Consider the following 22,235-nt stretch of genomic DNA (forward strand, 5'->3'; position numbering starts at 1 on the left):
TCAGCGGGGGCGGATGAAGGTGCCGAGGCTGTTCTCGTTGAGGTGCTCGACGGTCACCGCCGACGCCCGCTCCTCCTCCCGCACCGTGAACCGCACACCGGACAGCCCCACCGCGTTCTCCCCCCGCGTGACGTAGCTGAACGTGTCTCCGTCGTAGTGGCGCAGCGGGAAGGCCATGTCCTTGGGGCCCAGCCGCATCACCAGTCCCCCGCCCTGGGTCGAGGTGACCCGCATCGGCCCGTAGTAGGGGTTGTCGTAGGTTCCTGTGTAGGCGTCGGCGGGGTGCGCCCGCCTGCCGTCCGAGGGAGGCCTGGAGTAGTCGATCTTCGATCGCCCCTCCTGCTCCATGGCCGCGAACACCTTGCCGACGAGGGGGAGCCAGTCGACGGTCTGCCTGCCGTGCTGGGCGATGTCGAAGAAGGCCTCGGCCACGGTCTCGGGCACGCCCACGGGTTCGCCGTTGGTGAGGACCACGATGCCGAGCCCTTCGTTCGGCAGCAGCGTCACCGTGGTGGCCGCGCCCTCGTCGAACCCGCCCGAGTGGTTGAGCCGCAGCCGCCCGAGCGCGTCGTAGTTGACGTTCCAGCCGAGCCCGTAGAAACCGGCCTCGCCGAACGGGGCGCGGGGTGAGATGGAGACGATCCTCGGCAGGTGCGTCTGTGAGAGGGCGACCGGGTCGATGACGGTCCTGCCGCCGAAGCTCCCGTCGGCGAGTTGCAGCCGCATCCACGCGACCATGTCGCGGGCCGTGGAGCTCGCGCCGCCCGCGGGGGACTGCGCCTGGGGGTCGCGGGTGTACCTGGCCTCCCAGCGACCGTCCGCCTTGACGTGGAGGACCGCCCTGTCGGGCGCCTTGGCGTAGGCGGAGAAGAGCGAGCTGGTGGACTTCATGCCCAGGGGCCGGTACAGCATCTGGGCCGACAGCTCCTCCCACGTGACGCCGCGGGCCTTCGCCACCGCCTCGGCCGCCGCCGTGAGGCCGAAGTTGGTGTAGGCGTAGCTCGCGCGGAACGGCGTCAGCGGCTCGTGGCGCAGGTGCCGCAGGATGTACGGCCTGCCGTACCCGAGATCTTCGAGCAGGTCGCCGGCGTGGTCGGGCAGTCCGCTGCGGTGGGCGAACAGGTCGGCAAGGGTGACGTGCCCGCTCACCCACGGGTCCTTGAGCGCGAAGGCGGGGTCGTGCTCGGCCACGGGGTCGTCCCATGTGACGGTCTTGGCGCCCACGACCCCCGCGACCACGGTCGAGGCCAGGGGCTTGGAGACCGAGGCGAGCTGGAAGACCGTGTCGGGGCCGACGGGTCGCGGGTCGCCGACGCGCCGCACGCCGTACCCCTTCAGATACAGCGTGCGGTCGTTGTGCACGACGGCGACCGACAGGCCCGGCACGCCCGTCCTTGTCATCGCGTCGCGGATGACGCCGTCGAGCGCGGCGACGGCCCCGTCGATCCGGGCTCTGGTCAGCGAGGGCGGGGCCTGCGCCGGAGGGGCGGCGGACAGCGCCGGCGTGGGAGTCGTCTCCGCGTACCGCGCTCCGGGCCGGCCTGCCGTCATCAGCCCGTCGCCCACGCCGCACGCGGTGAGCAGCAGCGCCGCCGCGCCCGTGGCCGCCCAGCCCGCGCGCCTTCGCCTGTGTGTCATCTTTCCCAGCCTAGGACGCGTTTGCGCAGATCACACGGCTGGCGAGGCGCATGTCCCCGTGGCACCGCCGGTGTTGGTGAGATCAGAGAGAACCTTTGGGGTCATTGAGATACGACCTCGGGGAGATCTGCGTTCGTACGCGTGACCAGACACGAAGGGGCAGATCGTGGAGCCATCGGTGACGGGGAGCCGTCGCGTCGCGAGGAGGGCGGCCGTCCTCGCGACGGCCACGGTGATGGTGGCCATGGGCGCGAGCGCGGCGCCCGCGGGAGCCGTGGTGCGGGGCTACGACGTCGAGGCTCGGGCCCTGACGGCGCCGCTGACGTGCGACACCGCCACCCCCACCCTGTCGGGTACCGACTTCTCCGAGATCCTGGAGGGCACGCCAGGCAACGACGTGATCTTCGGCCTGGGCGGCGACGATGTCATCAACGGCCTGGGCGGCGACGACCTGCTGTGCGGCGGAAGCGGTGACGACGCCCTGTCAGGCGGCGACGGCGACGACACCCTCGACGGAGAATCGGGCAGCGACGGGCTGTCCGGCGGAGTCGGCGACGACACCCTGCGCGGGAGCGGCGGCTCCGACTTCCTGAACGGCGGCAGCGGCGTCAACACCAACAACGGCGGAACCGGCGTGGACTTCTGCGCCAACCCGTCGAACGGTCCCGGCTGCCCCTGACGGCGAGAGGCGGCGGAGCGCCCCTGCCGCCTCAGCGTGCGGACAGGAGCCTGCGCAGGGCGTCGGTGAGGACGTCGGGGTTCTTCAACGCGGGGTCGGCCAGTGCCAGCGGCATGCCGAGCCCGTCGAGGAGGGCGAGGGCCTGGCTGGCCAGGCGGTCGGGGTCGCCGTCCGCGTCGAAACTCCCGTCGGCGATCCCCTCGCCGATCACCTCGGCGAGCAGGGCGCGCCATGCGGCGTAGTCGCGCAGGAACTCCCCCCGCCACTCCGCGTCGCGCAGCGCCCACCGCCACGACTCGACCCACACCCGCCAGCCGCCGCCCTCCTCGCCCGCGACGTGGTGGGCGATGTGCAGCAGCCGCTCCCACGGCGTGCCCCGCAGTCCCTGCCTGACCACGGCAAGGTCGGTGGCGGCGGAGTGGCGGAAGGCGGCGACGAGGAGGTCCTCGCGGTTGCCGAAGTAGTACTGCAGCGTGCTGATCGGCACTCCCGACGCCTCGGCGACGTCGGCGAACCTGGTCGCCTCCGCGCCGCGCTCGGCGATGACCCGCGCGGCCCTCTCGAGGACGTCCTGCCTGCGCCGCCCGGCCCGTCTGCCCATGTCCCCCTATCTATCACGAGCCCGGAGGCATCTATCACGAGCCCGGAGGCGGACGCCCGGCGGACAAGGCGATCACGGCAGCATGATGGAGGCATGAGCGAAGACCGGATCTCCCTCACCCCGCTGACCGTGGCCGACGCCGACGAGATGGTGGACGTTCTGAGCGGCGAGCGGCTCTACACCTTCACCGGCGGCTCGGCCCCCACGCTGGAGGGCCTGCGCGCCCGCTACACCAGGCAGGTCGCGGGCCGCTCCCCCGACGGCCTGGAGGAGTGGCGCAACTGGATCGTCCGCCGCGGTCGCGACGGGCGGGCGGTCGGCTACGTGCAGGCGACGATCACCGAGCAGGGCCGCAGGGCCGAGATCGCCTGGGTGATCGGTCTCGCGTGGCAGCGCAGGGGCTATGCCTCCCAGGCCGCCACCGCCCTGGTGGCCTGGCTGTTCGACAGGGGGGTCGAGCAGGTCGTGGCCCACATCCATCCCGACCACGCCGCCTCCGCAACCGTCGCCGCCAAGGCCGGGCTCTCACCCACCGACCGGTTCGACGACGGCGAGCGGCTGTGGCGGGCGGAGCGCGCCTGACCTGACGACCTCCCGAAGGAGGCTCCCGCGGGAGCCGGCCGCAGGATGCGTGCGGTCGGGAGATACGCCCGGGTGGCCCTTGACGCGACAGCGAACCTCAGCGGGTTGACGTCTCAGGCGGATTGGAGGTCTGCGCGCGTCACTGGTCGGCGACGAGCTTGCCGCCCTCGAGGAAGGTCTTCAGCGCCGAGAGGATCATGATCCAGCCGCCGCTGGTGCCCTCCAGCATCTTGCTGTCGGGGCTGTCGAAGAGGTCATGGATGATCGTCAGCTTGACGCCCAGCACCGCGACCTCGGCGGGCTCGATCTCGAAGGTCACCCTCGAGCGCTCCTTGAGCGCCTCGGCGAACGCCTCGTCGGAGTCGAACAGCTCGCGGTGCATGGGCTGCAGCGTGTGCCAGGAGAAGGAGAGCCGCTTGCCGGGCTCGGCCTCCAGGACCCGCTGGCCCAGCTCCTCGAACTCCCCGTCGGGGAAGGACTTCCAGCGTACCGGCGAGCCGACCTCCCAGGTCGACTCGGGGCCCGTGCCGCCCATGTAGATCTTGATGAGCTCGGGGTCGGTGAGCGCCTGGTAGAGCTTGTCCGGGGTGGTCTGGATGTAGGTCACGTAGACGAACTCGGGCTTGCTCATGGGCGTTGCCTCCAGTGATTGCTTCAGGTGGGCGAGCACGGACAGCCGTCCCCGCTCGTAGCGGCCGATCCAGCGGTCGGCGATGTCGTGGATCGGCACCGGGTTGAGGTAGTGCAGCTTCTCCCTGCCGTGCCGTACGGCCGAGACGAGGTTGGCGGCCTCCAGCACCGCCAGGTGCTTGCTGACCGCCTGCCTGCTCATGCCGAGCCCTTCGGTCAGCTCCAGCAGGGTCTGGCCGTTGCGCGCGTTGAGCCGGTCGAGCAGCCGCCTACGGCTCGCGTCAGCCAGGGCCTTGAACACCGCGTCCACACCCTCAGAATAGGCAACCAATTGGTTGCCTGCCTAGGGGCGAGCACGCGGACAGGCGGGCAGGCGTCTGGGCGGACAAGCTCCGCCCGTGGACGGCAGGCCGACGCGCACCACCCGCCCGCGATGGCCGACGTCTCAAGCGCGGAGCCCGCCCCATGAGCTCATCAACCGCGCTTCTCCTGCGGTTGGCCGGTGGTCCAGTTCCACCCGGTGATCGTGGCGCGCATCAGCCGGGCGGCGGTCGACAGGTGGCTGTCGGCCCCCCAGTAGAGGGTGACCGTGCGACGGCAGTCGGGGCTGTCGACGGCGATCCAGGCGCCGGTGGGCCGCGTGGAGCTACGCCGGGCGAAGGCGGGGACCAGGCCGATGCCCAGCCCCGCGCTGATCAGGTCGGCGATGGCGCTGGGCTCGTCGACCTCGCAGACGATCTTCGGTGTGAGGTCTCGTGCGGCGAAGAGCCGATCGAGCAGCCTGCGCTGCCAATGCCCCTTGCGGGCGCTGACGAAGGGCTGGCCGGCGAGTTCGTCGATGCTCACGGAGGGACGGCCCGCCAGCGGATGGCCGAGCGGCGTGGCCACCCCGACCGCGTCATCGAGCAGCTGGACCGCCGCCAGGCCCTCCGCGGAGATGGGCTGGGAGGCGACACACAGGTCGACCTCCTGGGCGCGCAGGTGGCGGGCCATGTCCTCGGCCGGCATCCAGCGGAGTTCGATCTCGATGTCGGGATGAGCGCGTTTGTAGGCCGCCAGCGGCCCTGTGAGGGTGAGGAAGGTCTCCGATGCCAGCCGCACGGTGCCCACGCCTTCGCTGACGGCCTCGGCGACAGCCCGCCGTCCCGCGTCGAGCTCCCCGAGGGAGCGTTCGACGTAATCGAGAAAGAGCTTGCCCGCGTCGTTCAGCCGGAGCCGGCCGCTCCGATCGAACAGCGGCGTGCCCAGCTCGGCCTCCAGCCGGGCGATGGTACGGCTCAGCGACGGCTGGGCGACGCGAAGCTCCTCAGCGGCGCGGCTGAGGTGCTCCAGTCGCGCCACCACCACGAACTGCCGGAGCGTGTTCAGATCCATCATGCCTCCCGACACATGACAGCATAGCAATATTGATCTTCGACAAGATAACTGCTGAGTCATAGTGTCGCGGTGTGTTGGTGAATCGAGAAACACGGCAGGAGGACCCTTCATGGTCATCGATGCCGCACAGCTGACGACACCCACGGGGTGGGCTCTGCGCGCCGTCGTCAGCGCGCACATGGTGGCGATCGTCGGCCAGCCGGTGTTCGCCGGGGTGTATCTGACCGGCGACTACGACAGCCTGCTCTGGCACGCGATCGGCGCCGACGTGGTCACGTCCGTCGGCTATCTGCAGGTGATCGCGGCGATCATGGTGTGGGTACGGCTGCGCAGGGCCTGGCCGTTCCTGGTCACGATGGCGGTGGTGGCGGCCGAGACGGTGCAGTACTTCGCCGGGCTGGACGGCGCCCTGTGGCTGCACATCCCGCTGGGCGTGATGACCGTCGCCGCGCTCGTCGTGCAGTTCATCGCCGTCTGGCGCCAACCCCTCCTTCGGCGGGAGGCCCGCGATGCGCGAGCGCGATGAGGGCCGCGGCATGAGCCGGCGGCGGATGCTGGGTATCGGCGGGGCGCTCGGGCTGATGGCGGCCACCGGGATGTCGGCCTCGGCCGCGCTGGCCCGCCGGCCGCCGACCACGGGTGCCCAGCTGCGCAGCGCCGTACCGCTGCCGCCGCCCTTCCAGGTGCCGCTGCCGATCCCCGCCGTGCTGAAGCCGGTCAGCACCTCGGGCGGCACCGACCGTTACGAGATCACCCAGCGCGAAGCGAGCGCGGAGATCCTGCCCGGCGTCAGGACGCCGCTGTGGACGTATGAGGGCGCCTTCCCAGGGCCGACGATCGAGTCGCGCCGCGGCCGGCCGGTCACCGTGACGCATCGCAACGAGCTGCCCGTGCCGACCGTCGTGCACCTGCACGGCGGTAGGACCCCTGCGGCCTCCGACGGCTACCCGACCGACCTTGTCCTGCCCGACGGCTGGCAGGAGGCCGCCCCGCACACCGGGCACGGCTCCGCGCAAGGCGCGCATGGCATGCACGATCCGCGGGCCGTGGTGACCAAGCTGACGCGGGACTACACCTTCCCGCTGGACCAGCGGCCGGCGCTGCTGTGGTACCACGACCACCGGATGGACTTCACCGCCCCCGCGATCTGGCGGGGCCTTGCCGGGCTGCAGATCGTGCGCGACGACGCCGAGGACGATCTCGGCCTGCCCGCGGGGCCGCGCGAACTGCCGCTGATGATCGCCGATCGGGCGTTCGCCGCCGACGGCGGCCTCGACTACCCCTCCCTCGACCCCACCCTGCGAGAGCGGCCGGGCGTTCACGAGCCCTATCTCGCCGGAGTCCTCGGAGATGTGATCCTGGTCAACGGCGCGCCGTGGCCGGTGCACGAGGTGGACGCGGCCCGCTACCGGCTGCGCATCCTCAACGCCTCCAACGCCCGGCACTACGAACTCGAAGCGGTCAGCGACGAGGGACGCCGGCTCGATCTCGTCCAGATCGGCGCCGACCAGGGACTGCTCGCCGCGCCGGTCACCCACCGGCTCCTGCCGGTCGCGCCCGCCGAACGCTACGACGTGATCATCGACTTCTCGGGCGTCCCCGTCGGCGGCCTGGTCAGGATGGTCAACCGGCTGGGCTCCGGCCGTACCCGCGAGGTGATGGCCTTCCGCATCGCGCGCAGGGCCTCCGACGGCAGCCGCATCCCGCTGGCGCTCTCCACCGACCTGCCGGCCTGGCGCCGGTCGGACGCGGTCAGGGTGCGCGAGTTCGCCTTCCGCGTCGGGCAGATGCACGGCGGCCACGGCTGGCTGATCAGCGGGCTGCCGTTCGACCCCGCCCGCGCCGACGTCACCACCCACCTCGGCGACGTCGAGATATGGCGAATGGTCGCCGACGTCCACCATCCCGTCCACCTGCACCTGGTCGGCTTCCGGGTGCTCTCGCGCAGCGGCCGCCCGCCGCTGCCCCACGACGTGGGCCTGAAGGACACCGTCTCCCTGCGGCCGGGCGAGGGGGTGGAGATCATCACCCGCTTCGACGGCTACCGCGGCCGTTACCTGTTCCACTGCCACAACGCCGAACACGAGGACATGGCCATGATGGCCAACCTCGAGATCATCTAGGGGCACCGCCCGACGTCGCCGAGCTCACCTTCGCCTGGGTAGGTCGCCGCCGACTCCCGCCCGCGCCGCCTCCGACTGCCGGGCGCCGACCTCGACGGCGTCTGCTAGCCTGCGCAACCGCGACAGCGGCGAACATCTCGGAGCGGCCCTGCGAGCGGCCCCCGACGTCATCGCGGGTTCAGCTGAAGGAAGGCGGAATCCGTAGCATTGGACCTCTCGAACGGCTCCACTTTGGACCTGTTCATCAGGCCATTGTGGCGAGAGGGTGGACAGGAGAGCTTCGCCTTCCTCCGACGCCGAGGGTGACGGCCTGGCCCTCGGCGTCCGACTCGCCTTCACCGATCTTCAGGAGCCGCCTCATGGACTTCCACCATTCGCCGCAGATCAGGTCCGCCTTCCCCGAGTTGGCGGCCGGAGTGGTCTTCGCGCAGGGCATCACCCCCGACGCCGCTCCGGACCTGGAGCCTTTCACCGTCGTGGCGAAGGAGCGGCTGGCGGCGGGCACCGAGGCGGACCTGCCCGAGATCCAGGCCTGGCGGCGCGCCTTCTCGAAGATGGGGCTGAAGCCGACCCAGTACAGGTGCGCGTCGGAGTCGCTGCTGCGGCGCTTCAGGAAGGAGGGGTCGCTGCCGCGCATCCACCCGCTGATCGACCTGTGCAACGCGGTCTCGCTGGCCTACGCCGTCCCTGTGGCCGTCTTCGACCTCGCCCATGTCGCCCGCGGCCTGGAGGTGCGCCACGCCGGCGGCGAGGAGACCTACCTGACCTTCGGCGGCGAGGTGGAACGGCCCGACCCCGGCGAGGTGATCTTCGCCGACGCCGAGGGCCGGGCGCACGCGCGCCGCTGGACGAACAGGCAGAGCGGCTACTCGGCCGTCAGGGACACGACGGACTCGGTCCTGATCGTGGCCGAGGCGATGCACGCGACGGCCGCCGCCGACGTCGCCGAGCTCACCACCGCGCTGGCCAGGGAGCTCGAGCGCGCCTGGCCCACCGTGCGCGAGGTGACGATCGAGAGCCGCTAGCTCGCATGTCCCGCCAGGGTCCGCCAGGCGTCAGCGGCGGCCCGCCCTGCCGAGCACCCAGCCGATCGCGGCGCTGCCGAGGGCGATGCCCGCGCCCATGCCGAAGGCGGCGAGCATGACCCACGGGCGGGTCTGGGTGTGCTGCCTGTCCTGGGACGGCCGCTCGAAGACCTGCCCGCCCCCCGGGCCTGGCGCCGTCGCCTGCGCGGCGAGAGCGGGCACGGTCGTACCGGACGGCAGCGCGACGCCCGGCGGGGCGGCCGAGCCGCTCCTGGCCGCAGTCGCGTCCGCGGGCGGCGAGATCAGGTGGCTCTCCACGGCGGAGAAGAAGTCGCCCGCCGTGCGCTTGGCGACCGAGCCGAGCATCCGCTGCCCCACCCCGCCGATCATCCCGCCGACCACCGCCTCGGCGTCGTAGTCGATCCTGGTGCCGCCGTCCACGTCGGCCAGCCGTACCTCCACGGTCGCCTCGACCGTGCCTGGCGCGCCCTGACCTCGCGCCCTGAGCACGAAGCGCTCGGGCGGCAGCGGCTCGGAGAGGGCCACCTCCCCCTGGTAGACGCCCTTGATGGAGGCGACGCCCGCGCTGACCGTCATCCGGTAGGTGCCGGGCCCCGTCTCCTCCAGGCGCTCGCAGCCCGGGATGGTGCGCACCAGCACCGCCGGGTCCTGGAGCGCGTCCCACACACGATCTCTGTCGATGCCGAGCACCGCACTGCCTGCGACCTTCACATGGCCACTCTAGGCAGCGCCCGGCCCCCTCCTCATGTCAACTCACGCCGAGAATGCGACCTTGGTCATGGCAGGATGGGCTTTCATGGTCACGGGGCGATTCGGGGGAACGCGCCTGGCGCGCACGGGCGCGGGTATCACGGCGGCGGCGTTGCTGGCCGCCTGCGCGACGGAGCAGGCCAAGGCGCCGGGCTCGGCCTCGTCACCGGCCGCCTCGCAGCAGCCGCAGCCCCCCGCCCAGGAGCTTGGCCCGCCCGGCGCGATGCCGAGAGCCGGCGAGGTGGGCAGGATCCCGTCGAGCGGCTCACTGCCGCCGGTGATCAGCTCCATTCCCACCAGGCGCAAAGTGGTGTTCCTGACCATCGACGACGGCTGGGAGCAGGACCCCGGCTTCGTCCGCCAGGTGCGCGAGCAGCGCATCCCGATCACCGCCTTCGTCATGCGCGACGCCGTGGAGGCGCTCGGCGCGCCGGACCCCGCGGGCGGTCAGGGCCGCTTCGTCGGCAGGGGCAAGTGGGGCTACGTCCGCCTGCTGCGCGACGCGGGCGTGCCGATCGAGAACCACACGCTGACCCATCCCAACCTGCGCACGCTCGGCTACGAGGCGCAGAAGGCGGAGCTGTGCGGCACCTCCAGGCTGATCGCCAAGCAGGTCGGGGTGCGGCCCACGCTGTTCAGGCCGCCCTTCGGCAACTACAACGCCGACACCCGGCGCGCCGCCAAGGCCTGCGGTCTCCAGGCGCTGCTGCTGTGGACGGCGACCGTCCAGCCGGGCGGCAAGATCGCCTACCAGGTGCCCGACAAGAAGCTGCGCCCCGGCGACATCCTGCTGCTGCACTTCAGGCCCAACCTCGCCAGGGACTTCAGGATCCTGGTCGACAAGATCAAGCGCCGAGGCTACGAGCTCGGCAACCTCGACGCCTATCTGAAGGCGGCCCTCCACCGGGCGAAGTAGCGAGGAATCCGCCGCGCGGGTGACGCGCGCGAAGTCCCCTGCCCGCCATCGTTGTCTCCGGGGGGACGACAGGGCCGGAAGCCCGGGGGGTGACCGGGGGACCCTCAAGGGGTGCGAGGTGTGCGGCCTCGCACCCCTTGAGCTTGCCTGTGACGAAGATCGCAGCCCCTCCTCGTCGCATTGCTCTACAACTCGTAGTACTACTTTTAGTAGAACTACAAGCTGTAGAGCTCCAAGCCCGTGAGGGGATCATGGAAGCACTAGACCTTGCACGGTGGCAGTTCGGTGTGACCACCGTGTACCACTTCCTCTTCGTACCGCTGACGATCGGTCTCGGCGTCTTCGTGGCCGGGCTGCAGACCGCCTGGCACCGCACGGGCAAGGAGCACTACCTGCGGCTGACGAAGTTCTTCGGGAAACTCTTTCTGATCAACTTCGCGATGGGCGTGGTGACGGGCATCGTGCAGGAGTTCCAGTTCGGCATGAACTGGAGCGAGTACTCCGTGTTCGTGGGCGACGTCTTCGGCGCCCCGCTGGCGCTGGAGGCGCTGCTCGCCTTCTTCATGGAGTCGACGTTCCTGGGCCTGTGGATCTTCGGCTGGGACAAGCTGCCGAAGAGGGTCCACCTGGCCACCATCTGGGCGGCGGTGATCGGCTCGAACCTGTCGGCCTACTTCATCCTGGCCGCCAACGCCTGGATGAAGCACCCGGTGGGCTACGAGGTCGTGGACGGCAGGGCCAGGATGACCGACCTCTGGGCGGTGCTGACCAACTCCACCGCGCTGGCACAGGTGCCGCACGTGATCGCGGCCAGCTTCATCGTGGCGGGCGGGTTCGTGCTGGCGGTCAGCGGCCACCGGCTGCTCAAGGGCGACACCACCTTCAGGAGCCCGCTGCGCGGCGCCCTGGTCATGACGGCGATCGCGGGGGCCGTCGTCGCGGGCAGCGGAGACATGTCGGCCAAGCTGATGTACGAGCAGCAGCCGATGAAGCTGGCCGCCGCCGAGGGCCTCACGCACGACACCAAGGGCGCGCCGTTCCACGTGCTGCCCGGCATCGAGATCCCCAAGCTGCTGAGCTTCCTGTCCACCAACGACTTCGAGGCCACCGTCCAGGGCAGCGAGGACATCCAGCGCAGGCTGGAGGAGAAGTTCGGCCCCGGCGACTACCGGCCCAACCAGGAGGTCGTCTTCTGGTCCTACCGGGTGATGCTCGGCTTCGGCCTGTCGACGGTGGGCCTGTCGGTGCTGGGCCTCTGGCTGACCCGCAGGCGCAGGCAGGTGCCCCCCTGGTACGCCAAGGCCCTCGTGCTGGCCCTTCCGCTGCCGCTGCTCGCGGTGATCGGCGGCTGGCTGCTCAGCGAGATCGGACGCCAGCCGTGGACGGTGGCGGGCGAGCTGCTGACCGCCTCCAGCGTCTCGCCGGGGGTCTCGCTGGCCGAGGTGGCCACCTCGCTGACCCTGTTCACCCTCCTGTACGGCGTGCTCGCAGTGGCCGAGGTCGTCCTGCTGGTCAGGAGCGTCAGGAAGGGCCCCGAGCTGCCACCGACGCCGGCCGCCGAGCCGGTCCGCGAACCGTCGCTGATGTACTGAGGAGAACGCAGTGATCGATCTGTGGTTCGTCATCATCGCCTTTCTCTGGACCGGCTACTTCGTCCTAGAGGGCTTCGACTTCGGGGTCGGCATGCTGTCGCCCTTCCTCGGCAGGAACGAGGGCCAGCGCAAGCAGGTCCTGCAGACCATCGGCCCGGTGTGGGACGGCAACGAGGTCTGGCTGATCACCGCGGTGGGCGCGATGTTCGCCGCCTTCCCCGCCTGGTACGCCGGCTTCCTCAGCTCCTTCTACCTGCCGCTCACGCTGGTGCTGGCCGGGCTGATCGTGCGCGGCGTGGCCCTCGAGTGGCGCGGCAAGCTGGAGCACTCCTCCGACAGGGCATGGGCCGACGTCGGCATCGCGGCGGGCAGCGCGCTTCCCGCCTTCCTGTGGGGCGCCGTCTTCGCCGACGTGCTGCTCGACAGCGGGGTGGCGGCCCTGGTGGGCGGCGCGTTCTCGCTGGCGGTCTGCCTCCTGCACGGCGCGGTCTTCCTCGCGCTCAGGACCGAGGGCGTGGTACGGCGGCGCGCCCGCGCGGCCGCCATGGGCACGCTCGTCGCGGTCATCCCCCTGGGGATCGTGGCGCTGTCGTCCATTCCGCGCGAGGGCTCCGGCGCCGTGTGGATCGCCGCGGGCAGTGCGATGGCGCTGCTGGCGGCGGGCGGCTCGCTGATCTGGCGGCGCAGGGAGGGCTGGGCCTTCGCCGCCACCGCGGGGGCGATCGCGCTGGCCTCGGCCGCGCTGTTCGGGACGCTGGCGGGCGCGCCGATGCCCGGCCTGACCCTGGAGCAGGCCGCGTCGGGCCCCTACACGCTCAACGTCCTGACCTGGATCGGCCTGGCCATCCTGCCGTTCGTGCTGGGCTACCAGGGCTGGACGTACTGGGTGTTCAGGAAGCGGATCTCAGCCCCTGGCGGCGCCGCCCAGGTACAGGGCGCCCAGACGGGGATCGGTCAGTAGGTCGCGAGCGGGCCCTGAGATGTGGACGGTGCCGAGGTCGAGCACGCAGCCGACGTCGGCCGTCTCCAGGGCCCTGCGCGCGTTCTGCTCCACGAGCAGGACGGCGACGCCGGTGCGGCGCATGAGGTCGATCTGGTCGAAGACGGTCTGGGTGGTCCTGGGGTCGAGCCCCATGGACGGCTCGTCGAGCAGCACCACCCTCGGCTCCAGCATGAGCGCGCGGGCGAACTCGACCTGCTTCTGCTGGCCGCCCGACAGCAGCCCCGCGATGCTCCCCCACCGCTCGCCGACGACGGGGAACAGCTCCTTGACCCGCTCGGCGCGCCTGGCCAGCAGCGCGCCGTCGCGCACGGTGAAGCCGCCGAGCAGGACGTTCTCGGCGACGGTCATCTCGCGGAAGACGCTGTGTCCCTGCAGCACGTGGGCCAGGCCCCTGGTCAGCAGGTCCTGGGGGGCCAGGCCCGTGACGTCCTCGCCCGACAGCACCACGGTGCCCGAGCGTGGGGCCAGCAGGCCGCTGGCGACCCTGAGCACGGTGGACTTGCCCGCGCCGTTGGGCCCGACCAGGCAGACGACCTGCCCCGCCTCGACGGTGACCGACAGTCCCCGCAGGACGAGGGCGGCCCTGCCGTATCCCGCCTCGAGGTCGTTCAGAGCCAGCACGATCTCAGACACCGAGGTAGGCCTCCAGCACGCGAGGGTCGGCGCGCACCGCCGAGGGCGGGCCCTCGGCGATCGGCGCTCCCCTGTCGAAGACGATCACGTGGTCGCACATGCCCATCACCATGTCCATGTTGTGCTCGACGACCAGGAAGGTGCGGCCCTCGGCGTTGAGGTCGCGCACCAGGGTGACGATCCGCTCGATCAGCGCGGGGTTCACGCCGCCCGCGGGCTCGTCCAGCAGGACCAGGTCGGGGTCGCCCATGAAGACGGCGGCCAGTTCGAGCAGCTTCTGCTGGCCGTAGGAGAGGTTGCGGGCCTCGGCGCGTTCGAGGTGCTCGATGCCCATGCGGGTCAGCCAGTGGCGGGCCCGCTCGACCTCGCCCGTGGCGTGGGTGCCCGCCAGCAGCTCGCGCAGGCGCGTACGGCGCACCGCCACCAGCATGTTCTCCATCACCGTCATGCGGGGGAAGACCCTGCACAGCTGGAAGGTACGGCCCAGCCCCACGTGCGCGATGCGGTGCGGCGCGTAGCGGGTGATGTCGCGGTCGCGGTAGAGCACCCTTCCCTCGTCGGGCCTGATCAGGCCGGTGACGAGGTTGAAGAAGGTGGTCTTGCCCGAGCCGTTGGGCCCGATCAGCCCGTTGATCCTGCCTTCGGCGATCTCCACGGTGACGTCGTCGACGGCCCTGACGCCGCCGAACGACTTGGTCAGCCCCGTGGTCCTGAGCGAGCTCATCCGGCCGCCTCCTCCCTGATCGAGGCCTGCTGGGGTCTGCTGACGAGCCTGGCTGCGGCGGGGATGATGCCCTCGGGCATGAAGAGCACGACCAGCACCAGCAGCAGCCCCGCCGCCGCCAGGTGGACCTGCGTCTCGCCGAGCGCGACCAGGAAGTACTCCCCCGCGGGCGCCACGATGAGCGCGCCGAGCAGCGGGCCGAACAGGTGGCGCACCCCGCCGAGCAGGCTCATCAGAACCATGTAGGAGCCGATGAGGATCGAGAAGACGAAGATCGGGTCGAGGCTGCGGAACCACAGCGCGTAGAGGCCTCCTGCCAGCGCCACGAACAGCGCCGACAGCGCGTAGGCCGTGACCTTGAAGGCGGCGGTGGGCACGCCGAGCGACTCGGCCTTGTCCTCGTCCTCCCTGATCGCGCGCAGTCCCGCGCCGTAGCGGGACCTGGAGATGAACCACCAGGTCAGCATCACCAGCGCGAGCAGGGCCAGGAACAGGTAGAAGAAGGCGAAGTGACTCTGACCCCTGTTGAGGTCGGGGAAGGGCGAGGGGACGCGCAGGCCCGTCGAGCCGCCGGTGAGCGAGCGCCAGCCCTGCACCAGCAGGTTCATCATCGACACCAGCGCGATCGACACGATCACGAACGAGGCGCCGCGCACCCTGACGGCCGCCACGCCGACCAGCGCGGCGAACAGCGCGACGACGAGCGCCGAGCCGATCAACGAGGGGATCCACGACCAGCCAGCGCGGGTCATGAGCAGGCCTGTGCCGTACGCGCCGAGGCCGAAGAAGGCCGAGTGGCCGAGCGAGACGTAGCCGGTGAAGCCGCCGAGGATGTTCCACGAGGTGGCGGTCGCTGCGTACATCAGCGTCAGCACGCCCGCGTACAGCAGGTAGAGGTTGGGCACGATCCACGGGTAGGCCAGCGCGAGGACCACCCCTGCCGCCAGAAGCGCGTACCTAGAAGCGTTGCGCAAGCCGTCCTCCGAAGAACCCCTGCGGGCGGGCGATGAGGGTCAGGAAGAGGAAGACGTAGAACATCATCGTCGCCCATGTCGCGTCGACGGTGACCAGCACCAGGCTCTCGATCACTCCCAGCATCACCGCGGCCAGTGCCGCGCCGAGCACGCTGCCCAGGCCGCCGACCACGATGATCGCCATGAGCTTGCCGATCCACGCCCAGTGGGCCGCGGGGAAGAAGGGCGTGATCAGCGCCAGCACCGAGCCGCCCACCGCCGCCGTGGCCAGGCCGACGCCGAAGCCGTACCCCGTGACCCGCTCGGTCCTGATGCCGACCAGCCGCGCGGCCTCCCTGTGCTGGATGGTGGCGCGCAGCGCGCGCCCGAACCTGCTCTTCAGCAGGATCGCGAACAGCGCCGCCAGCGTCAGCGCGGCCACCGCGAAGGCCACGATCCTGTCGTACGGCAGCCGCACCGCGCCCAGCGTCAGCGACCTGGTGGCGTAGTCCATGCTGACCGACTTGTAGGAGCCCGTGTAGACCGTGCCGAGCAACCCCTCGATGACCAGCGCGAGCCCGAAGGTGAGCAGCACCGACATCATCGCCAGGTTCTCCGGCGCCAGCCTGGCCACGAGCAGGCGCTGCACGGCCACCCCGAGCGCGAAGAACAGCGGCACCGTCACCGGCAGCGCCAGCAGCGGGTCGAGGCCGAAGGCGGTGTGCAGGGTGTAGGTCAGGTAGGCGGCCAGGAACAGGAACGCCGGGTGGGCCACCATGACCACCCGCATCACGCCGAAGTACAGCGACAGGCCCGAGGCGAGCAGCGCGTACAGGCCGCCGGTCAGCACGCCCAGGGCCAGCCCCTGCAGGAGGAGGGTCACCATTCCTTCTTCGGGTAGACGAGCTCGGCGGTCTGCGCCTTGGACCCCTCGGGCAGGACGATCTCGACCTTGCCGTCGACGTACTGCTGGATCATGTGCGCCTGCTCGGGCCTGCCCTGGTCGTCGAAGGAGAGCGGGCCGACGATGGTCTCGAAGCTGCCCTGGCGGATGTGGTCGGCCAGCTTGGTCTGGCACTCCTCCGTCTGCTCGACGCACTTGACCGCGTTGACCGCCGCCTCCACGATCTGGCCGACGGTGAAGCCGTTGGCCGCGTCCTCGTTGGCGTCGCTCTTGAACATCTCCTTGTAGCGCTTGACGAAGGCGTCGTTGCCGGGGAAGCCGGAGGAGACCGCCCAGCCCACGGGGGAGACGATGTGCTCGGCCGCGCCCTTCACCGCCGCGGGGAACTCCGCCAGCGTCGGCCCCGTGGAGAAGGCCGCCATCCTGGGCTGCGAGCCGAGCTCCTGCAGGGCGCGCACCAGGCCCACGGAGTCCTCGAACTGGGTGCCGCCGACGACGAGATCGGGTTTCGCCGCCGCGATCTTGGCGGCGATGGGGGCGAAGTCGGTCGTCTCCGGCGGGTAGACCTCGTCGACCACGGTCTTGATCCCGCCCGCGGCGAGCTTGTCGCGCAGGCCGTAGGCGGTGCCCATGGCGAACGGGTCGTCGAGGCTGGCGTAGGCGGCGGTCCTGGGCCTCTTGTCGGCGGGCAGCGCGAGCAGGTACTCGGCCAGGTAGTTGTAGTGATCGCTCGCGATGGCGGGGGCGGCGTAGAACAGTCGCTCGAAGCCCTGCTCGAAGACCTCCTTCGCGGCGCCCGCCGGTTCGACGAAGAGCATGTCGTACGACTCGGCCACCTGCGCGGCGGGGATGACCAGGCGCGAGGAGAACGGACCGAAGACCAGGTTCACCTTGTCCTGGGAGATGAGCGACTCGTAGTCGGAGCTGACCTTGTTCGGGTCGGAGGCGTCGTCGCGGAAGATCAGCTCGACCTTCCTGCCGAGCAGCCCGCCCTTGGCGTTGACCATGTCGGCCCAGACCTGGTAGCCCTCCTGGATGCCCTTGCCCGGCTCGGAGAAGTCGCCTGTCAGGGGCAGGGAGATGCCTATCTTCACGGGGCCTGCGGCGGTGGCGGAGGGCGCGGCCGCCTCCTGGGCGGCGCCGCCGCAGGCCGAGATCGCCAAGCTGGTGAGCGCCAGCGCTGCCACACTGTTCCGGAAACTGACCATTGTTCGCGACCTCCAGGGACCTCGAGGGACCTCCGGGGACTTCCTGTCACCTTGCTGGACGGAGCACGTCCCGGCCCTTCGCCGGCAGTGACGCTCTCCGAGACTTCGGCTTCGGACTTCTTGCGTTCGGCGGTCTTCGGGTGCTTGGTGGAGAGGGAGCGCTTTCGGAAGCGCTTTCGCGTCACGATTGCACCGTTTCAGCGGTGCGACAAGGGGGTTGCGCTCGCATGTCCGACCATCCTTCCCCACCGCGGCTCATCGACGTCGCCGAGGCCGCCGGTGTCTCCCTCGCCACCGCCTCCAGGGCGCTGAACGACAGCACGGGGGTCAGCGCCACCCTCGCCGCCCACGTCAAGGCGGTCGCCGCCCAGGTCGGCTACGTGCCCAACAGCCACGCCCGCGCTCTGGCGGGCGGGCAGGCGGCCATCGTCGGCCTGATCGTCCACGACGTCGGCGACCCGTACTTCGGCGAGATCGCCAGAGGCGTGCTGCGCGAGACGGAGAAGCGCGGCTACATGGCGCTGATCAGCCAGACCCAGCGCGACCCGCACGCCGAGCTGTCGCGCATCCGCAGCCTGCGCGCCCACCGCGTCAACGCCATCGTGCTGGCGGGCTCCGGCTACATCGGCACGGCGGCCGAGGCCGACATCGCCGCGGAGGTGCGCTCCTTCACCGCCGCAGGGGGGCGGGTGGCGGTCATCGGCCGCCACCACCTGCCCGTCGACGCCGTGCTCCCCGACAACGTCAACGGCGGTGTGACGATCATGAAGCACCTGCTCGGCCTGGGGCACCGGCGCATCGGCGTCGTCGCGGGCCCCGCCAACCTCACCACGGTCGAGGACCGCCTGTCGGGGCTGAGGGCCGCCGCCTCCTCCGTCCTTGACTGGTCGGCCGTTCCCGTCATCCACGGCGACTTCACCCGCGAGGGCGGCGCCTCCTCGGCCGCCCGCCTGCTGCGGCGCGACCCGGGGCTCACCGCCGTGGTGGCGCTGAACGACCCCATGGCCGTCGGGGCGCTGTCCTGGCTGCTGAACTCGGGCCGCAGGGTTCCCTCGGACGTCTCCGTCGCGGGCTTCGACGACATCCCCGTCGCCGCCGACGTCCACCCAGGGCTGACCACCGTGCGACTGCCGATGGTGGCGATGGGCGCCCAGGCCCTCGAGCTGGTGCTCAAACCGCCCGCCTCACGGCCTCGGCGCCGCCGTACCGGTCACGAGCTCGTGCCTCGCGCCTCGACCGCCCCTCCCCGCAGGCCGGCTGCCGTCGCCCGTACGCCCTGACGATCTCGGCCGCCGGATGAACAGCCTGATGTTCCTCGGCAGAGCCGTCTCGCCGCTGGAGATCCGAGGGCCGGGACAAGCCGGGCCACGCGCAGGATCCGGCGAGCGCGGGGGCTCGTCCAGGGAGGGCGCGCTCTCCCTGGACGAGGCGCGACTACTCGATGCCGACGGCCGAGTAGGCCGAGTCGATCGCCGCCAGCACCGGGTTGAGCTGATTCGGGCTGCCCGCGAGGTAGACCTTGGCCACGTCCCTCAACGCGACGGGCACGTCGGTGAAGAGCGCGAGCCTGCTCAGGCGCACCATCGCCAGGTAGAGCAGGACGACCCAGTCCCTGGCGTCCAGGACCGGTGTCCCCTGCGCGGTGGTGGCGGTGAACAGCAGGTGCGCCGCCTTGTTGGGGATGCCGCTGTTGATGTGGACGCCGCCGTTGTCGGCGGTGGTGTGCACGAAGTCGCGCATGTGCGCGGGCTGGCCGAAGGCCACGGGGTCGCTGAGCGAGCGCAGCCCCGCGCCGGTGGGCCGCCAGCCCCTGCCCAGCTCCCAGTTCCAGCCCGCGACGTTCTCCGGCGTCTCGGCCTCGTACCAGTTGCTGATCGTGATGCCGAGGATGTCGGCGAAGGACTCGTTCAGCGCCCCCGACTGGTTCCTGTAGACCAGGCCGCTGGAGGTGTCGATGACGCCGTGCGTGAGCTCGTGCCCGATGACGTCGAGGAAGCGGGCGGTGCTGACCAGCACGCCCGCGGGGTTGCGCATCTGGCCGTACCACATGCGGTTGTCGAACCACGCGGCGTTCTTCCACTCGGGCCCTGGCCCGTGCGGGCTGAAGATGCAGTTGATGACGGAGGTCAGCGCCATGCCCTGGTCGTCGACGCTGTCGCGGCTGAGCACGCCGCGGTAGAAGTCGAAGACCTTGGTGGCGTTGGCGTGGGCCGAGACGGCGGCCTTGAACTTCTCGCCGAGGTCGGGGTCGCTCACCTGTACCGGGTCGGTCAGCTGAGGGTTCTCCGCCAGGTCGCCGAGAGCCAGGTCGTAGGTGAGGATGTTCCTGAGCCTGTCGCGCAGCGCGAAGCCCGAGGCCAGCTTGTCACCCCAGATCCGGTCGACGTGCACGCCGTTCTCGTCGACGCCGCGCAGCTTCGTGGGCACGTCCACGGTCGGCGTGACCCCGAAGTAGAACAGGATCGCTCCGTCCTGCGCGTCCACCAGGTAGTCGACGCGGGGGTACAGCTCGCGGGGCGAGGGGTCCTCCATGCCGTGACCCGTGTGGCCTGGCCCCGGCCTGGCCTCGGGCAGGACGGCCGGCAGCCCGTGCAGGTGCCAGGCGAGGTGCCAGGTCCCTGCGTCGTCGAGGTAGTAGGTGAGAGCGGGCGGCATCGAGCCGGCGCCCTCGATCGCGGTGCCGGTGGCCGCGGCCACGGCGGCCACGGCGGCGGGCGCGTCGAGCGTGGGAACGTCGGGCGCGCCGCTGACCTCGGCCAGCCGTGCGTCCATGGCCACCAGCTCGCGCGACTGGTCGAGCTCGACGAGCACGTCGCTGCCGAAGATCGGGATCTGCGCGTGCGTCTGGTCGAAGCGGACCAGCGTGGTGCCGGAGGCGGGGGTCTGGCGGGAGGATCTGAGCGCGAGGTCGGGCACCCTGGTGGGTGACTCGGTGGCCAGCGCGGCCCTGAAGCCCGCGGTCTCGGGCTCCTCCGCGAGCTTGTGGTCGAGATAGAACCTCGCGGCGGCCTCGTTGGAGGTGAAGCGCGGCGCGACGGACTCCAGTCCAGGTGCGATGCCGGTGAACGCGCCAGGCGGCCGGGGCCTGCCTCCCGCGTCCGGGTCGTCGGCGATGTGGTAGCGCATGCGGTCGAAGTGTCGACTCATGGCGCGCCCCCCTACTGTTGGTCGGCTTGTGGCGTCATCGTGAACCCACGCCCCGGCTTTGTCATGAGTAGGGCATGACTATTCGAGTTGATTGCACTCCGGTCGTTGGGCACCATGCGCAGGTGGCTCTCTTCCGGCAGCGCGCCTTCATGCTCCTTTTCGGCGCCGACACGATCAGCCAGGTGGGCACGCAGGTGAGCATGGTGGCCCTGCCCCTGGTCGCGGTGGTGGCCCTGCGCGCGACGCCGTTCGAGATGGGCCTGCTGGTGGCCGCGGAGACGGCGGCGTTCCTGCTCATCGGGTTGCCGGCGGGCGTGTGGGTGGACCGGATGCCCCGCCGCCGGATCCTGATCACCGCCGACCTGGCGCGGGCCGTCCTGCTGTTCTCCGTGCCGGTGGCCTGGTGGCTCGGCGTGCTGTCGATGCCGCAGCTCTACGCGGTCGGCCTGGGCGCCGGCGTGGCCACCGTCTTCTTCGACGTGGCCTACCAGAGCTACCTGCCTTCGCTGGTCGAGCGGCACCAGATCCTCGAAGGCAACGCCAAGCTGGAGATCGTCCGCTCGGGCGCCCAGGTGGCGGGCCCCGGTGTCGCCGGATGGCTGGTCCAGCTCGTCACCGCGCCCGTGGCGATCCTGGTCGACGCGATCAGCTTCGCGCTGTCGGGGGCGCTGCTGGCCGGCATCAGATCCGATCGCGACGTGCCGAGCGTCCGGGAGCGGCGCGGGCTGGTCAAGGAGATCGGCGAGGGCCTGCGCTTCGTGCTGGGCCACCCGATCCTGCGCATGATCGCCGCCTGTACAGCCAGTGCCAACTTCGCCAACTCCATGAACAACGCGCTCGCCGTGCTCTTCCTCGTCAACGTCGTCGGGGTGACGCCAGGCGTGATGGGTCTGCTGTTCGCGGCGGCGGGCGTGGGAGGGCTGGTCGGCGCGGCGCTGGTCGGGCCGTTCTCCCGGTGGGTGGGCTCGGCCAGGGCGATCTGGCTGTCGAACCTGCTGACCACGCCGTTCGTGCTGCTGGTGCCGTTGACCGAGCGCGACTGGAGGCTGGGCCTCTACGCGTTCGCCTGGTTCGTGGTGAGCGTCGGCATCGTGGTCTACAATGTCGGGCAGCTCAGCTTCCGCCAGGCGCTCACCCCCGACCATCTGCTGGGCAGGATGAACGCGACGATGCGTTTCGTGGTGTGGGGCGTGCTGCCGCTGGGCGCGCTGGCCGGCGGCCTGCTCGGCCAGCACCTCGGGATCGTGCCGGCGATGTGGATCGCCTGCGCGCTGGTGCCTCTGTCGGTGATCCCGCTGCTGCTGTCGCCGCTGCGGACCATGCGCGACCTGCCCGAGCCTGTCAGCCCTTGACCCTGTGGTCCTTCAGGTGGAGGTCGCCGCCGAGCCTGCGCTGCACCCGCTCCAGCACCGGCCTGCTCGACAGGGCGGTCCACAGCGGTCCGACGAGGTGCGGGTTGTACTCGGGCGCGGTGTCCATCCAGGCGTCCTTGCCCTGCTGGGTGGTGAACGTCGTGAGGAAGAACTCCCCGTCGGCCGTCTCGCAGTGGCCCTGCCTGAGCTCGCTGGCGTCGATCTGGATGTGCGGGGTGCAGCCGGCCCTGGCGGCCAGCTGCTCGACCGTCATCGGCTGGACGGCCGCGCCGTAGGAGCCGCCGCCGCCGTCGCCTGGCGAGCAGGCCGCGACCATGAGGGCGAATGCCGCTATGCGGAGATATGTCATCACGCCC

The 22,235-nt window shown here is 70.9% G+C and carries 22 protein-coding genes; 10 read left to right on the forward strand and 12 right to left on the reverse strand.

The window, feature by feature from the left end; genetic code table 11:
* Complete coding sequence (locus ABFX55_RS07455; RefSeq protein WP_346118918.1) at positions 1-1,638, reverse strand: serine hydrolase; 1,638 nt, start codon at positions 1,636-1,638, stop codon at positions 1-3.
* Between the two features lie 178 nt (positions 1,639-1,816).
* Here ABFX55_RS07455 and ABFX55_RS07460 point away from each other — a divergent pair, with 178 nt between their 5' ends.
* Positions 1,817-2,317, forward strand: coding sequence for a calcium-binding protein (locus ABFX55_RS07460; protein ID WP_346118920.1), 501 nt, complete (start codon positions 1,817-1,819; stop codon positions 2,315-2,317).
* A 31-nt stretch (positions 2,318-2,348) separates the two neighbouring features.
* On the opposite strand, the gene ABFX55_RS07465 is transcribed toward ABFX55_RS07460, so the two are convergent.
* The gene (locus ABFX55_RS07465) at positions 2,349-2,918 is read right to left on the reverse strand and encodes a TetR/AcrR family transcriptional regulator (protein WP_346118922.1); all 570 of its coding nucleotides are present in this window, start codon (positions 2,916-2,918) and stop codon (positions 2,349-2,351) included.
* A 93-nt stretch (positions 2,919-3,011) separates the two neighbouring features.
* Between ABFX55_RS07465 and ABFX55_RS07470 the strand changes: the two genes are divergently transcribed.
* Positions 3,012-3,500: a GNAT family N-acetyltransferase gene (locus ABFX55_RS07470; RefSeq protein WP_346118924.1), complete on the forward strand. Its 489-nt coding sequence runs from the start codon at positions 3,012-3,014 to the stop codon at positions 3,498-3,500.
* A gap of 139 nt (positions 3,501-3,639) precedes the next feature.
* Here the strand turns inward: ABFX55_RS07470 and ABFX55_RS07475 are convergent, their stop codons facing one another.
* Both ABFX55_RS07475 and ABFX55_RS07480 read right to left on the reverse strand, forming a co-directional pair.
* Positions 3,640-4,440 (reverse strand): ArsR/SmtB family transcription factor, encoded by an 801-nt coding sequence (locus ABFX55_RS07475; protein ID WP_346118926.1) that lies wholly within the window; start codon positions 4,438-4,440, stop codon positions 3,640-3,642.
* A gap of 164 nt (positions 4,441-4,604) precedes the next feature.
* Positions 4,605-5,507: a LysR family transcriptional regulator gene (locus tag ABFX55_RS07480; RefSeq protein WP_346118928.1), complete on the reverse strand. Its 903-nt coding sequence runs from the start codon at positions 5,505-5,507 to the stop codon at positions 4,605-4,607.
* A gap of 109 nt (positions 5,508-5,616) precedes the next feature.
* Here ABFX55_RS07480 and ABFX55_RS07485 point away from each other — a divergent pair, with 109 nt between their 5' ends.
* The 3 genes from ABFX55_RS07485 to ABFX55_RS07495 all read left to right on the forward strand — a co-directional run bounded on the left by ABFX55_RS07485 (position 5,617) and on the right by ABFX55_RS07495 (position 8,655).
* A complete protein-coding gene (locus tag ABFX55_RS07485; protein ID WP_346118930.1) occupies positions 5,617-6,033 on the forward strand; it encodes a hypothetical protein in 417 nt (138 codons plus the stop codon).
* Positions 6,017-7,630 (forward strand): multicopper oxidase family protein, encoded by a 1,614-nt coding sequence (locus ABFX55_RS07490; protein WP_346118932.1) that lies wholly within the window; start codon positions 6,017-6,019, stop codon positions 7,628-7,630. The genes ABFX55_RS07485 and ABFX55_RS07490 overlap by 17 nt, the downstream gene beginning before the upstream one ends.
* A gap of 359 nt (positions 7,631-7,989) precedes the next feature.
* Complete coding sequence (locus ABFX55_RS07495; RefSeq protein ID WP_346118934.1) at positions 7,990-8,655, forward strand: B3/B4 domain-containing protein; 666 nt, start codon at positions 7,990-7,992, stop codon at positions 8,653-8,655.
* A gap of 30 nt (positions 8,656-8,685) precedes the next feature.
* On the opposite strand, the gene ABFX55_RS07500 is transcribed toward ABFX55_RS07495, so the two are convergent.
* A complete protein-coding gene (locus tag ABFX55_RS07500) occupies positions 8,686-9,387 on the reverse strand; it encodes an SRPBCC family protein (protein ID WP_346118936.1) in 702 nt (233 codons plus the stop codon).
* Positions 9,388-9,472: 85 nt separating this feature from the next.
* On the opposite strand from ABFX55_RS07500, the gene ABFX55_RS07505 reads away from it, so the two are divergent.
* The 3 genes from ABFX55_RS07505 (at position 9,473) to cydB (ending at position 12,895) form a co-directional block, all read left to right on the forward strand.
* Positions 9,473-10,342, forward strand: a complete 870-nt coding sequence (locus ABFX55_RS07505) for a polysaccharide deacetylase family protein (RefSeq protein ID WP_346118938.1) — start codon at positions 9,473-9,475, stop codon at positions 10,340-10,342.
* Between the two features lie 251 nt (positions 10,343-10,593).
* Entirely contained in the window at positions 10,594-11,934 is a 1,341-nt protein-coding gene (locus tag ABFX55_RS07510) for a cytochrome ubiquinol oxidase subunit I (protein ID WP_346118940.1), read from the forward strand.
* A 10-nt stretch (positions 11,935-11,944) separates the two neighbouring features.
* Positions 11,945-12,895, forward strand: coding sequence for a cytochrome d ubiquinol oxidase subunit II (gene cydB / locus ABFX55_RS07515; protein WP_346118942.1), 951 nt, complete (start codon positions 11,945-11,947; stop codon positions 12,893-12,895).
* Here cydB and ABFX55_RS07520 read toward each other — a convergent pair.
* Genes ABFX55_RS07520 through ABFX55_RS07540 form a run of 5 tightly spaced genes read right to left on the reverse strand, consistent with a single transcriptional unit; the run spans position 12,839 to position 17,359 of the window.
* On the reverse strand, positions 12,839-13,570 hold the full coding sequence (locus ABFX55_RS07520; protein WP_346118943.1) for an ABC transporter ATP-binding protein: 732 nt from the start codon (positions 13,568-13,570) through the stop codon (positions 12,839-12,841). The two genes, cydB and ABFX55_RS07520, sit on opposite strands and share 57 nt — an antisense overlap.
* Entirely contained in the window at positions 13,563-14,294 is a 732-nt protein-coding gene (locus ABFX55_RS07525; protein WP_346118945.1) for an ABC transporter ATP-binding protein, read from the reverse strand. Before ABFX55_RS07525 ends, ABFX55_RS07520 begins: the two co-directional genes overlap by 8 nt.
* Positions 14,291-15,268 (reverse strand): branched-chain amino acid ABC transporter permease, encoded by a 978-nt coding sequence (locus ABFX55_RS07530; RefSeq protein WP_346118947.1) that lies wholly within the window; start codon positions 15,266-15,268, stop codon positions 14,291-14,293. The genes ABFX55_RS07525 and ABFX55_RS07530 overlap by 4 nt, the downstream gene beginning before the upstream one ends.
* Positions 15,252-16,133, reverse strand: a complete 882-nt coding sequence (locus tag ABFX55_RS07535) for a branched-chain amino acid ABC transporter permease (RefSeq protein WP_346118949.1) — start codon at positions 16,131-16,133, stop codon at positions 15,252-15,254. Before ABFX55_RS07535 ends, ABFX55_RS07530 begins: the two co-directional genes overlap by 17 nt.
* The gene (locus ABFX55_RS07540; RefSeq protein ID WP_346118951.1) at positions 16,127-17,359 is read right to left on the reverse strand and encodes an amino acid ABC transporter substrate-binding protein; all 1,233 of its coding nucleotides are present in this window, start codon (positions 17,357-17,359) and stop codon (positions 16,127-16,129) included. The genes ABFX55_RS07535 and ABFX55_RS07540 overlap by 7 nt, the downstream gene beginning before the upstream one ends.
* A 227-nt stretch (positions 17,360-17,586) precedes the next feature.
* On the opposite strand from ABFX55_RS07540, the gene ABFX55_RS07545 reads away from it, so the two are divergent.
* Complete coding sequence (locus tag ABFX55_RS07545; RefSeq protein WP_346118953.1) at positions 17,587-18,639, forward strand: LacI family DNA-binding transcriptional regulator; 1,053 nt, start codon at positions 17,587-17,589, stop codon at positions 18,637-18,639.
* Positions 18,640-18,793: 154 nt separating this feature from the next.
* On the opposite strand, the gene ABFX55_RS07550 is transcribed toward ABFX55_RS07545, so the two are convergent.
* Complete coding sequence (locus ABFX55_RS07550) at positions 18,794-20,506, reverse strand: M4 family metallopeptidase (RefSeq protein WP_346118955.1); 1,713 nt, start codon at positions 20,504-20,506, stop codon at positions 18,794-18,796.
* 122 nt (positions 20,507-20,628) lie between these two features.
* Between ABFX55_RS07550 and ABFX55_RS07555 the strand changes: the two genes are divergently transcribed.
* A complete protein-coding gene (locus ABFX55_RS07555; RefSeq protein WP_346118956.1) occupies positions 20,629-21,858 on the forward strand; it encodes an MFS transporter in 1,230 nt (409 codons plus the stop codon).
* On the opposite strand, the gene ABFX55_RS07560 is transcribed toward ABFX55_RS07555, so the two are convergent.
* Positions 21,848-22,228 carry a hypothetical protein gene (locus tag ABFX55_RS07560; protein ID WP_346118958.1) on the reverse strand — a complete coding sequence of 127 codons (381 nt, stop codon included), beginning with the start codon at positions 22,226-22,228 and terminating at the stop codon, positions 21,848-21,850. The two genes, ABFX55_RS07555 and ABFX55_RS07560, sit on opposite strands and share 11 nt — an antisense overlap.
* Between the last annotated feature and the right edge of the window lie 7 nt (positions 22,229-22,235).

This window comes from Nonomuraea roseola (assembly GCF_039535395.1).
Taxonomy (GTDB): Bacteria; Actinomycetota; Actinomycetes; order Streptosporangiales; family Streptosporangiaceae; genus Nonomuraea; species Nonomuraea roseola.